Here is a 12,766-nt window from a genome sequence, read left to right as displayed (position 1 = left end):
GAAGGACTCCAGACCCGCCTTGGCGTTTGGCGCGCGGATCAGATGATGTCGATGGGATATTCAGTAATCACACGCACCTGATCCTGCGCCCCCCCGGTACTGTCATCACCGCGGTGCCAAGCCAACCGCAGGCGTACGGAAAGATCCTTGGCAGGCCCGGCCTGTACGACATAGCGTGCCTCTGCATCGGTTTCGAACTCCTCATCACCTTTGCCGTACTTGTGCGCATAGGCGCCCTGGGTGCTCTGTGTACCGTCGATGTCACGCCCCCGCAGGTGGCGGACCATGAAGGTCAACCCCGGTACGCCATAACCGGCCAGGTTCAGGTCGTAGCGAAGCTGCCATGACGTTTCCCCTGGGCCGTTGAAGTCCGAGTACTGCACGGAGTTGGGGAGAAAAATCGAGCCGCCACTGCGCCCCGTATCGCCGAAGCCCACATAATCGAACGGCTGATCGCCGTGCACCTGTTGATAGGCGGCGGTGAAGGTATGCGACGACACCTTGTAGGCAGCTTGCAGGCCGGCGGCGGTGGTATCGATGGTTCCCGCCTTTGCGCTGCCCGTATCGAGGGTGCGATACAGGTTGACATCAAACGTCAGCGCCTGGGCCTGAGACAGCGGCATCACGTAATTGGCGTTGCCGTAGTACTGGTGCCAGATGTCTTCGAAACGGCTGGCATAGGCTGCCAGGCTGAGGCGCTCGGCAAGCTTGTAGCGGGCACCGACGTAGTCGACCGCTGGCGCATAGCGCAGGACCGTCTCGGAGATTCGCGCCTTGATCGCGCCACCGGCCCGGCCATATTCATCGTCCGGGTTGCCATCGTCGCCGACCGGCAAGTTGCCGGTGCCGGTACGCCCGCTGCCGGCATCGAGCTTGAGCCCCCAGAAGGCGAAGAGATCCGCACCAACACCGACCGTCCCTTCCTTTTATTAAATTCATGACGCCCCCGTCTTGCACGGGCGGCGGTGTTGGTTGGCAATAGAAAGCGGCTCGGACAGCGGCGTGGCACACAACAGTGCCGTGCTGCCGAAGCTGACGTGAATAGTCGACCGATGGCGAATCACGGCTGAATCAGCGATTCGACGTCCTGTGTCAACCTTTCGCCAAAAGTGGGCGCGATGTTGGGGTTCAGAGCCCCTGTGCACGGCAATGACAGAAGGCCGAAGGCGGTGCGGTGGCGGCATGGCGAACTTTTGATAGGAGTCGTCGGGTTCGCGGGACGTGGCTGGGGCGCTTTGCCCTTATCGTGTTTCCAAGAGGAACGCGCAGGCCGAGTGCAGCTTTTGCATGGATGATGCTGCCACCCGCGGAGGCCTGGATGCGAGCGCTATCGCGATACGTTGTCGTTGGCCACCCGAGAGGCTCGCGCCGTGTTCGCCGACCAGGGTTTCGTAACCCTCGGGCAGTTCGAGGATGAACGCGTGTGCGCCTGCCAGCGTGGCCGCAGCAATGACCTCCTCGATAGGTGCCGCAGGGTTGGCCAGTGCAATATTTTCGCGCACCGAACGGCGAAACAGCATGTTCTCCTGCAATACCACACCGATCTGCCGCCGCAACGATGCGACATCGGCCAGTGCCAGGTCGGCACCGTCGAGCAGCACGCGCCCTCGTTCCGGTGAGTGCAGCCGTTGAATCAGCCGGGTCAAGGTGCTTTTGCCGGAGCCGGATCTGCCGACAATCCCTATCACCTCGCCAAGTTCGATCGCCAGGCTGATGTCGCGCAAGACCTCGTTACCCCCAGGGCGATAGCGGAAACACACCTGGTCGAGTTCGACTCGCCCCTGCAGCGCAGGTAATTGCGTACCGTGGTTGACCTCTTGTACGATTGTTGAGAGTGTCACCCAACCGCTGTATCGAGATGCCCGTCTGCTGGAAACTGGTCCACAACTGGGCCAGACGCATGATCGGTTGCGATACCCGACCGGCCAGCATGTTGAAGGCAATCAGTTCTCCGACCGTGAGCTCGCCATCAATGACCAGCCGCGCACCCAGCCACAGGGTGCCCACCGTGACAAGCTTGCCGATAAGGGCAACGCTTTCATTGGCGATGTTGGACAAGTTCTGAGTCTTCAAACTGGCGGTGACATACGCCGCCAGCTGCATGTTCCAACGCCGTGTCACCTGCGGCTCGACAGCCATGGACTTCAGGGTGTCGATACCATTGACCGCTTCAACCAGAAACGCCTGGTTCTCAGCGCCACGCTGAAAACTCTGGTCGATGCGGGCGCGCAGCAAAGGTGTAACGAGCAACGAGACCAGAAAATAAAGTGGCAGGGAAGCGATGACCAGCAACGTCAACCAGCCGCTGTAAAGAAACATGACAGCGATGAACACCGCGACAAACAACACATCCAGCAATAACGTGATGCTGTTGCCAGTCAAGAAACTCCTGATGTTTTCCAGTTCCCGCACCCGCGCAACGGAATCGCCCACCCGCCGCGCCTGGAAATAGGCGAGCGGCAGTTCAACCAGGTGCTTGAACAGCTTGGCGCCCAACTCCACATCGATGCGTGATGTGGTGTGGGCCGATATGTAACTGCGCAAACCACTCAGAGCACTCTCGAACAACAAGACTGCCAACAGGCCCGATGCGATGACGTCCAGTGTGGTCAGCCCCCGGTGGACCAGCACCTTGTCCATCACCACCTGGAAGAACAATGGCGTCAGCAGGGCGAGGATCTGAATGACCAGAGAGACCAGCAGTACCTCGGCAAGCAGCGCCCTGTGCTTGACAATGGCCGGGATGAACCAGGTCAGGTCAAACGCTCAAGGCCGCGAGGCAACGGCGCGTCAGAACGAACCAGTATCAACTCCCCGGCCCAGTGTCGCTCGAACTCCGCCAGCGTCCAGCTTTGCGGTGAGCAAACCTTGGGATCCTGTACCAACACCTGCTCACCCTCGACCCGGGCGATGATGAAATAGCCACCTTGCTTATCCATCGCAATGGCCGGTAGTGGCATATGTAACAGGCGCTTCAGGTCAGTGCGTCGACACTTGGCCGTCAGGCCGACATGTTGAAACACCTGAAGCATTCGAGCAGTCGAAAACGGCCCGCCATCATTCGCGAAACCGTGAAGCACTTGCTCCGGGGAAATGGCGACATCGTGATATCGCGCCAGCATGACCAGACAGGCCAAGCCACTATCACTCGGTTGACTATCAGCTGATTTAAATTGACCGGACACCTTTCTACCCCATGTGCACTTCGAACATGGGCAGATATTAGTATCGGACAAATAAGCAATGGTCCTACATTGGTCCGACTATTTTGTAGGAAATATCCTAACTAGAAACTTGACCCCCAGAGTACATTTCAGGGATACGAATTTATACGTAGGAATTTATTACCAATGAATTAGGATTATTCACAGTAACAAATATTTCGAGCGCTCAGCACTGATACTTTGATGCTTCGGCATGCGGGATTCTTCAGCGCCCCACCCTACCCCTTCGCGGGCTTGCCCCGCGAAGGGGTCATTGCTAACAACCCATCACTGCAACCACGGCGGCGGCGGTTCTTCCCCCTTGACCGGCCCACGTTCGGCGTCAGCAAGCGCCGCCTGCCGGCGGGCCTCCTCGCGCTGCGCCGCCTCGATCTCGCGCATCACCCCGACCACGTCGGCGGCATGCTCGTCCTCGGCGAACTGGCCACTCAACAGGCTGTCCGGGCGCAGCTCGCCCGCCTCGTACAGCGCCCACATCTCCTGGGCATAGCGGGTACCTTTCAATTCCGGGGCAAAGCGCCCGAAATAGTGCGCCATGTTCGCCACGTCTCGCTGCAACATGCAGAACGCGTGGTTGTTGCCCGCCGCATCCACCGCCTGGGGCAAGTCGATGATCACCGGGCCTTCAGGGCCCAGCAACACGTTGAACTCGGACAGGTCGCCGTGCACCAGCCCGGCACACAGCATCAGCACGATCTGGCGAATCACGAAGGCATGGTGCTCGCGCGCTTCGTCGGCCTCCAGGTGAACATCGTTCAGACGCGGCGCGGCATCGCCGTCGGCGTCGGTCACCAGCTCCATCAACAGCACGCCGTCCTGGAAGTCGAACGGCTTGGGCACCCGCACACCGGCACCGGCCAGGCGGAACAGCGCCGCCACTTCGGCGTTCTGCCAGGCATCTTCGGCCTCCTTGCGCCCGTACTTGCTACCCTTGGCCATGGCCCGGGCCTGGCGGCTGTTACGTACCTTGCGGCCTTCCTGGTATTCGGCTGCCTGGCGGAAGCTGCGTTTGTTGGCCTCCTTGTAGACCTTGGCGCAACGTACCTGGTTGCCACAGCGCACGACATAAACGGCGGCTTCCTTACCACTCATCAGGGGTCGCAGTACTTCGTCGACCAGGCCGTCTTCAATCAGCGGTTCGATTCGTTTTGGTGTCTTCATCAGGCTAGGTTTCGGGGTCCTGTCTGGCCACTTGGCTGGAAAGTGGCCATCCTCTCACAGGCTGATCCGTCTTGCTCGTTTGTCTGCACCAACCGCCCGGTATCAGACTACCGGATGCTTGGCCGAGCGGCCCTCGAGCACCGCCGCCAGCTCCGCAGCTGCGGTTCGCGCCATCAGCGCACGCGCCTCGACCGTTGCCGAACCGATGTGCGGCAAGGCCACCACCTGGGGTAATGACAGCAAGGGCGAATCGGTCTGCAACGGCTCGCGTTCGAACACATCCAACCCAGCCGCACGGATCTTTCCTTCGATCAGCGCCTGAACCAGCGCCGGCTCGTCGACCACCGCACCTCGGGCGATATTGACGAAAATCGCCCCTGGACGCATGGCTGCGAACTGCTCGCGACCGAACAGCTGATGGGTCGTCGGGCTCAAGGGCACGCAGACGCAGATGAAGTCTGCCTCGGCCAGCAGCTGTGGCAACGGCAGGCGGCGGGCGCCGAACTCCGCTTCATAATCAGGCTTTGCGCTGTTGCCGCTGTACAACACGGGCATGCCAAAGCCGAAATGCCCGCGCCGGGCAACGGCTGCACCGATGCGCCCCAGCCCGACGATTCCCAGGGTCTTGCCGTGCACGTCCAGACCAAAGCGTGACGCTTCGACAGCGTGCATCCAGCCCCCATCACGCACCAGTTGCGCGAGTTCACAGGCGCGCCGCGCAGCCATCATCAACAACATGAAGCCCGTATCGGCGGTGGTCTCGGTTACCGCATCCGGGGTGTTGGTCAGGCGGATACCCCGTTGACGCAGGTAGTCAAGATCATAGTTGTCATAGCCAGCCGACACACTGGCAATCACCTTGAGTGCAGGCGCCTGGTCAAGCAGTGCGGCGTCCAGCGGCAAGCTGCTGCCGATCAGCCCGTCGGCCGTGGCCAAGGCCGACAGGAAACGCTCGCGGTCGGCCAACGGTTCGTCGAAGCGCTGGAAGTGGTAGCGCTGGCAGAGATCGGCCAGCACCTGGGCACTGGAAATGGGGCCGAAGGAAACGACTCGTTGCATGGAACCTCCTCAATCGATGCGCGATTCAGTTTGAGCCGCATACAAGCGGCGCGGGACGCCCCAGAGGATCAGCACGATCGCCAGCAGGCTGACGGCCGTCAGCAACCACAGGGCCGGGGTCGGCGAGCCACTGGCGTCGCGAACCTTGCCCACAAGGTAAGGGCCGACGATGCCGCCGAGCTGGCCGATGGAATTGATCAGTGCGATGCCGGCTGCTGCCGCCAAGCCTGACAGGTACTTGGGTGGCAAGGTCCAGAAGATCTGGCATCCAGGCGATGATCCCGGTCATGATCAAGCTCATGCCCAGTATCAGCAGCGACAGATGGCCCGTGAACGCCGCGCACAAGGCATAGCCGACAGTGGTCATCGTCGCGCAACTCGCCATGTGCCAGCGCCGTTCGCTCAGCAGGTCGGAACTGCGCCCGATCAGCAGGTTGCCCACCACCGCCACCAGGTACGGGATCATGGTCAACCAGCCGATATCCAGTGCATCGACCACCCCGGCATTGCGGATCAGCTGGGGCATCCAGAACAGCAGGCCGGTCAGGGCCATGACCAGGCACAGGTAGATCGCCGACAACGCCAACGATGCCGGCTCGCGCAGGATCGCGCGGATCGAGCTGCCACCGCTGGGTCCGGGTTCAGCATCCAGTCGTTCACGCAGGTAGCGTTTCTCCTCGGCGTCGAGCCAGCGTGCATCCTCGATGCGGTCGCTGACCAGCCACAGCACCAGCAAGCCGAGCAGCACCGACGGCAGGCCTTCCAGGAGGAACAGCCACTGCCAGCCGGCGAGGCCGTTGACCCCGTCGAAGTGGCTGAGGATAAATCCTGCCAATGGACCGCCGACAATGCCGCACAGGCAGATCGAGCTCTTGAAATAGGCATTGATGCGAGCGCGACGATCGCTGGGGTACCACTGGGTAAAGAAATACAGCACCCCTGGTACGAAACCGGCTTCCATGACGCCGATCAAGAATCGCAGCATGTAGAACCAGGTCTCGCTGGTGACGAACATCATTGCCGCCGAGGTCAGCCCCCAGCTGATCATGATGCGTGCAATCCAGATCCTCGCGCCGATACGGTGCAGCAATACGTTGCTCGGCACTTCGAAGAGGAAATAGCCGACGAAGAACAGGCTCGCGCCAAGGCCATACACCGCGTCGCTGAAACCTAGCGCGTTCTGCATCTGCAGCTTGGCGAAACTGATGTTGACGCGGTCAAGGTAGGCAAACAGGAAACACACGATGAACAACGGCACGATGCGCCAGTTGATCTTGCGAAACAGGCGATTATCCAGGGTTTCCCGCTCGACCAGGTCGGCGGGCACGGAGCGACTGGGCATGGCTGCAACCTCTTGTTGTTGTTCTAAGGTCTTGGGTAGAAGCCCGCCAGACAGGGCCTGGCGGGTGTACTGCGGATTACCTGGGCGTCCAGGCCAACAGCGTCAGCTCAGCGCCTCGCGGCTGTGCTGGCCATCGACCAGGCGCAGCAAGCCCAGGGGGTTGGCGTCTTTCAGCGCATCTGGCAGCAGCGTGTCCGGGTAGTTCTGGTAGCACACCGGGCGCAGGAAGCGATCGATGGCCAATGTCCCCACCGAGGTCCCCCGCGCATCGGACGTCGCCGGATACGGCCCGCCATGCACCATCGCATCGCTGACCTCGACCCCGGTCGGGTAACCGTTGACCAACAGGCGTCCGGCCTTGCGCTCCAGCAACGGCACCAGCGCGGCAAACTGCTCGAGGTCGCCAGGTTCGGCGATCAGGGTGGCGGTCAGCTGGCCATGCAAGCCCTCCACGGCACGGCGCAGCTGCGCCTCGTCCGCCACTTCCACGATGACCGTGGTCGGGCCGAACACTTCCTCCTGGAGCAACTCGTCGCCCTCGAACAACAGGCTGGCGTCTGCTTCGAACAGCTGCGCATAGGCCTGGTCGCCGTCCAGCTCGGCCCCGGCCAGGTGACGCACCTTCGGATGGCGCTGCAAGCGCTGCACACCGCTGATGTAACTGCGCAAGGTGCCGGCATTGAGCATCGTCTGGCCCGGCTGGTCGTCCATGCGTTCGGTCAGTGCAGCCTTGAAGGCCGTGAACGCCGGGCCGGCGATACCGATGACCAGTCCGGGGTTGGTGCAGAACTGGCCGCAGCCAAGGACCACGGACGCGGCCAGCTCGCTGGCCACCTGTTGACCACGGGCCTGCAACGCAGTTGGCAACACCAGCACCGGGTTGATGCTGCTCATCTCGGCAAACACCGGGATCGGCTGCGGTCGGGCGGCGGCCAGGTCGCACAGCGCACGGCCCCCCTTGAGCGAACCGGTGAAGCCGACCGCCTGGATCGCCGGGTGCTTGACCAGCGCTTCGCCGACACCGGCGCCATAGATCATGTTGAACACCCCGTCCGGCATGCCGGTGGCCGTAGCCGCACGCTGAATCGCCTCACCCACGTACTCGGCGGTCGCCATATGACCGCTGTGCGCCTTGACCACCACCGGACACCCGGCTGCCAGTGCGGCTGCGGTATCCCCACCGGCCGTTGAGAAGGCCAGCGGGAAGTTGCTGGCGCCGAACACCGCCACCGGGCCGACGCCGGTGCGGTACTGGCGCAGGTCCGGTCGTGGCAGTGGCTGGCGCTCGGGCTGCGCGCGGTCGATTCGTGCGCCCAGGTAGTCGCCCCGACGCAGCACCTGGGCGAACAGCCGTAGCTGATTGCTGGTACGGCTGCGCTCACCGTGAATGCGCGCTGCGGGCAGTGCGGTTTCGCGGCAGACCGTGGCGATGAACGTCTCCCCGAGGGCATCCAGCTGCTCGGCAATGGCGTCCAGAAATTGCGCCCGGCGCGCCGGCGCCAGGCTGTTGTAACCGGCGAAAGCCTGTTCGGCGGCGCACGCAGCGGCATCCACCTCCTGCGCCGTGGCCTGGCTGAAGACCACCGGCAAGGCTTGGCCGGTGCGCGCATCGAAACTCTGCAGACGCACGTTGCCTGCGGCACTGCGGGCGCCGCCAATGAAGTTGCTTCCAGACATGCTTGACTCCTTGAACTGCGATCAGAGGCTCTTCACCACACCCGGGCGAACGTCCCGCGGGGCGGCGACGATTCCGTTGCGCAGCGGCTGGCCGAAGGCCTCCAGGCTGACCTCGAAGGTATCGCCGGGCCGGGCCTGGATGCCGTCGGCGAACGATAGGGTGGCGGTGCCGAAGTAATGCACATGGACATCGCCCGGGCGCAGGAACTGGGTGTACTTGAAGTGATGGAACTCAAGGTTCTCGAAGCTGTGGCACATGTTCTGCTCCCCTGACAGGAACGGCTTGCTCCACAGCGGCTGGCCGTCACGCAGGATACGGCTGCTGCCTTCCAGGTGCGCCGGCAGTGCGCCCAGGCGCAGCTCGGGGCCGAAACTGCAGGCACGCAGCTTTGAATGCGCCAGGTACAGGTAGTTGCGCCGCTCCATCACATGGTCGGAAAACTCGTTGCCCAAGGCGTAGCCCAGGCGGAACGGCGTACCGTCTTCGCCGATCACGTACAGCCCCACCAGTTCCGGCTCCTCGCCGGCATCTTCGGCGAAGGCCGGCAGCGGCAGGTCGCCACCGGGACGCACGACGATGCCGCCATCACCCTTGTAGAACCACTCCGGTTGCGCGCCCTCCTCGCCCGCCGGCGGCCGGCCGCCCTGCAGCCCCCACTGGAACATGCGCATGCTGTCAGTGACCGCGCCCTCGGCCTGCTGCTGGTGCATCTTGTCGCGGGTAGCGGCACTGCCCAGGTGGGTCAGGCCGGTGCCGGTCACCAGGCAGTGTACGGGGTCTTCGTGGTTCAGCGGTGGCAGTACCCGGCCTTCGGCCAGCATTGCCAGGTAGTCATGACCTTCGCCCAGGCCAGCCAGTTGTACTTCGCAGGCCAGGTCACGCCCGCCGGCGATGGCCCGCAAGGCCAGTTCGCGGGTGCTGGTGACGCCGCGGATTTCCAGGGCGCGCTCGCCCTCCACCACGCCGACCCGGCGCTGGCCGGAGGCGGTTTCGAATTGGATCAGTCGCATGCTTGTGCTCGCTTGTCGGTTGCGAATTTCAGCGGGTGGCATGGGCCGCCCGCGTGGATGCCAGGCGCTGGCGGCGCTCCAGGCGGTTGTAGACGACCCCGGTCAGCACCAGCCCGAACAGCATCACCAGTGCCAGGAAGTACAGGCCTGACGACAGCTGGCCGGTGTGTTCCTTGAGCGCACCGATGCCGAACGGGCCGAGGTAGCCACCGAGGTTGCCGATCGAGTTGATCAGGGCGATACCGGCGGCCGCGCTGGCTCCGGAAAAGAACCGCCCAGGCAGGGTCCAGAAGATCGCTGTGCAGGAGAACAGCGCGAATGCCACCAGGCACAACGCCGCCAGTTGCAGGCCTGGCACGCTCAGCCAGGCGCTGAGGAACAGGCCCAGTGCCCCCAGGGCGTACAGGAACCCGAGGTGGCCGTAGCGGTCGTTGAGGCGGTCGGAACTGCGCGGGATGATCAGCAGCCCGATGATGCCGAACAGGTACGGCACCGCCGAGACGAAACCGGTCGTGAGGTCGCTGCCACCGAACTGGTGAATCAAGGTCGGTAACCACAGGCCCAAGCCGTAGATGCTCAAGGTTACCGGCAGGTAGAACAGCGCCAGCAGCAGCACCCGGGTGTCTTTCAAGGCATGCAACGGGTTGCCGTGGCGGGTCTGGCCGAATTCGCGCAGGTCGTTGGCCAGTTGCTCCTTGAGCCAGCTGCGCTGTTCTTCGCCGAGCCAGCGCACCTTGTCCGGACCATCCGGCAACAGGCGCAGGGTCGGCCATGCCAGCAGCACCGCCGGAGTGCCGATGCAGATGAACAGCCATTGCCAGCCATGCAGGCCCAGGTTGCCGTCCAGCCCCAGCAGCGCCCCCGACAACGGGCCGGTGACCAGCATCGCCAGCGGCTGGGAAAGGATGAAGAAGCCGAGGATCTTGCCGCGATGGCGCACCGGGTACCACTGGGTGATGTAGTACAGCACGCCAGGGAAGAAACCGGCTTCCGCCGCCCCCAGCAGAAAGCGCATCACATAGAAGCCCGTGGGCCCGGTGATGAAGGCCATGCCGACGGTGATCGCGCCCCAGGTCAACAGGATGCGGGCGAACCAGCGGCGTGCGCCGAAGCGATCGAGCATCAGGTTGCTGGGCACTTCGCAGAAGAAGTAACCAATGAAGAACAGCCCGGCACCCAGGCCATAGGCGGCATCGCCCAGGCCGATATCGGCACCCATGTGCAGCTTGGCAAAGCCTACCGCCGAGCGGTCGACGTAGGCCACCAGGTAAAGCAGGACCAGAAAGGGAATGAGTTTCAGCGTGATCAGGCGGACGAGCCGCTGCTCCTGAATCATGGCGAGGTCTCCAATTGTTTTTGTAATGGCGACAGCACACGGCCGGGAGTTTTAGGGGCAGACCTCCGGCGAGTGGATGGATCATATAGTAATACTATTTAAAACGACAACCCTTCACACGCCGCATATTTGTCGGTAGAGTCACCTAAATAACGACAAATAGTATTACCAATGAGGCACCTGCAATGTCTGATAGCAAACGTCCCCTGCGCTCGGCCCAATGGTTCGGCAGCGCCGACAAGAACGGTTTCATGTACCGCAGCTGGATGAAGAACCAGGGGATCCCCGATCACGAATTCCAGGGCAAGCCCATCATCGGCATCTGCAACACCTGGTCCGAGCTGACCCCGTGCAACGCCCACTTTCGCAAGATTGCCGAGCATGTGAAGAAGGGTGTGCTGGAAGCCGGCGGCTTCCCGGTGGAGTTCCCGGTGTTTTCCAGCGGCGAGTCCAACCTGCGCCCGACCGCGATGCTCACCCGCAACCTGGCGAGCATGGACGTGGAAGAGTCGATCCGTGGCAACCCGGTGGACGCCGTGGTGCTGCTCACCGGCTGCGACAAGACCACCCCCGCCCTGCTGATGGGCGCCGCCAGCTGTGACGTGCCAGCCATCGTGGTCACCGGTGGGCCGATGCTCAATGGCAAGCACAAAGGCCGTGACATCGGGGCCGGGACCATCGTCTGGCAGATGCACGAGCAGTACAAGGCCGGGCAGATCGACCTCAACGAGTTCCTCTCGGCCGAGGCCGGCATGTCGCGCTCGGCGGGCACCTGCAACACCATGGGCACGGCCTCGACCATGGCCTGCATGGCCGAAGCCCTGGGCACCTCGCTGCCGCACAATGCGGCGATCCCGGCGGTGGACTCGCGCCGCTATGTGCTTGCCCACCTGTCAGGCATGCGCATCGTCGACATGGTGCACGAGGACCTGCGCCTGTCGAAGATCCTCACCCGCGAAGCCTTCGAGAACGCCATCCGGGTCAACGCCGCGATCGGCGGTTCGACCAACGCGGTGATCCACCTCAAGGCCATCGCCGGGCGCATCGGTGTCGACCTGCAGCTCGAAGACTGGACCCGCGTCGGCCGTGGCACGCCGACCCTGGTCGACCTGCAGCCGTCGGGGCGCTTCCTGATGGAGGAGTTCTACTACGCCGGCGGCCTGCCTGCGGTGATCCGCCGCCTGGGCGAACATGCCCTGCTGCCCAACCCCGATGCACTGACCGCCAACGGCAAGAGCCTGTGGGACAACTGCCAGGGCGCGCCCTTGTATGACGAAGAGGTCATCCGCCCGATCGACCGGCCATTGGTGTCCGATGGGGGCATCTGCATCCTGCGCGGCAACCTGGCGCCCAAAGGTGCGGTGCTCAAGCCGTCGGCCGCCACCCCGGCGCTGATGCGCCATCGCGGCCGCGCCGTGGTGTTCGAGAACTTCGAGGATTACAAGGCGCGGATCAACGACCCTGAGCTGGACGTGGATGCCAGCTCGATCCTGGTGATGAAACACTGCGGGCCAAAGGGTTACCCGGGCATGGCCGAGGTCGGCAACATGGGCCTGCCGGCCAAGCTGCTGGCCCAGGGCGTGACGGACATGGTGCGTATCTCCGATGCCCGCATGAGCGGCACCGCGTATGGCACCGTGGTGCTGCACGTAGCGCCGGAAGCGGCGGCTGGGGGGCCTTTGGCGGCGGTTCGCGAAGGCGACTGGATCGAACTCGACTGCCATGAAGGGCGCCTGCACCTGGATGTTTCCGACGAGGAACTGGCGGGGCGGTTGGCGGACTTGCAGGCGCCGCAGCAACTGATCAGTGGGGGGTATGCGCGGTTGTACCTCGACCATGTGATGCAGGCCGATGAAGGCTGCGACTTCGACTTCCTGGTCGGTTGCCGGGGGGCGGCGGTGCCCAAGCACTCGCATTGATTCGCCTTGGGAGTGAGGGTGGTGCGTAGATCGAGCG

7 protein-coding genes and 3 pseudogenes are annotated in these 12,766 nt (G+C 63.2%); 1 reads left to right on the top strand and 9 read right to left on the bottom strand.

From position 1 onward, the window contains the following. Nucleotides 1-38 precede the first annotated feature (38 nt). From PPL01S_RS22170 to PPL01S_RS22135, 9 genes and pseudogenes are all read right to left on the bottom strand, one after another. A complete protein-coding gene (locus PPL01S_RS22170) occupies nucleotides 39-752 on the bottom strand; it encodes an OprD family outer membrane porin (protein ID WP_255212402.1) in 714 nt (237 codons plus the stop codon). Between the two features lie 3 nt (nucleotides 753-755). Continuing rightward, nucleotides 756-911, bottom strand: a pseudogene (locus tag PPL01S_RS25835) (OprD family outer membrane porin); the annotation flags it as partial. Nucleotides 912-1,319: 408 nt separating this feature from the next. After that, nucleotides 1,320-3,185 (bottom strand): annotated as a pseudogene (locus PPL01S_RS22165) (type I secretion system permease/ATPase); the annotation flags it as partial. 306 nt (nucleotides 3,186-3,491) lie between these two features. Further along, nucleotides 3,492-4,385: a PA4780 family RIO1-like protein kinase gene (locus PPL01S_RS22160; protein WP_016394849.1), complete on the bottom strand. Its 894-nt coding sequence runs from the start codon at nucleotides 4,383-4,385 to the stop codon at nucleotides 3,492-3,494. A gap of 102 nt (nucleotides 4,386-4,487) precedes the next feature. Beyond that, nucleotides 4,488-5,444 carry a 2-hydroxyacid dehydrogenase gene (locus PPL01S_RS22155; RefSeq protein ID WP_016394850.1) on the bottom strand — a complete coding sequence of 319 codons (957 nt, stop codon included), beginning with the start codon at nucleotides 5,442-5,444 and terminating at the stop codon, nucleotides 4,488-4,490. Nucleotides 5,445-5,453: 9 nt separating this feature from the next. Further along, nucleotides 5,454-6,786 (bottom strand): annotated as a pseudogene (locus PPL01S_RS22150) (MFS transporter). Nucleotides 6,787-6,888: 102 nt separating this feature from the next. After that, the gene (locus PPL01S_RS22145; RefSeq protein ID WP_028625952.1) at nucleotides 6,889-8,463 is read right to left on the bottom strand and encodes an aldehyde dehydrogenase (NADP(+)); all 1,575 of its coding nucleotides are present in this window, start codon (nucleotides 8,461-8,463) and stop codon (nucleotides 6,889-6,891) included. Between the two features lie 21 nt (nucleotides 8,464-8,484). After that, nucleotides 8,485-9,474 carry an AraD1 family protein gene (gene araD1 / locus PPL01S_RS22140; protein WP_016394853.1) on the bottom strand — a complete coding sequence of 330 codons (990 nt, stop codon included), beginning with the start codon at nucleotides 9,472-9,474 and terminating at the stop codon, nucleotides 8,485-8,487. A gap of 28 nt (nucleotides 9,475-9,502) precedes the next feature. Beyond that, a complete protein-coding gene (locus PPL01S_RS22135) occupies nucleotides 9,503-10,810 on the bottom strand; it encodes an MFS transporter (protein ID WP_028625953.1) in 1,308 nt (435 codons plus the stop codon). Nucleotides 10,811-10,995: 185 nt separating this feature from the next. Between PPL01S_RS22135 and PPL01S_RS22130 the strand changes: the two genes are divergently transcribed. Next, the gene (locus PPL01S_RS22130) at nucleotides 10,996-12,729 is read left to right on the top strand and encodes an IlvD/Edd family dehydratase (protein ID WP_016394855.1); all 1,734 of its coding nucleotides are present in this window, start codon (nucleotides 10,996-10,998) and stop codon (nucleotides 12,727-12,729) included. Nucleotides 12,730-12,766 lie beyond the last annotated feature (37 nt).

The sequence above is a fragment of the Pseudomonas plecoglossicida NBRC 103162 = DSM 15088 genome (assembly GCF_000730665.1).
In the GTDB taxonomy this organism is placed as follows: Bacteria; Pseudomonadota; Gammaproteobacteria; order Pseudomonadales; family Pseudomonadaceae; genus Aquipseudomonas; species Aquipseudomonas plecoglossicida.
This window is presented reverse-complemented; position numbering and strand designations above follow the sequence as displayed.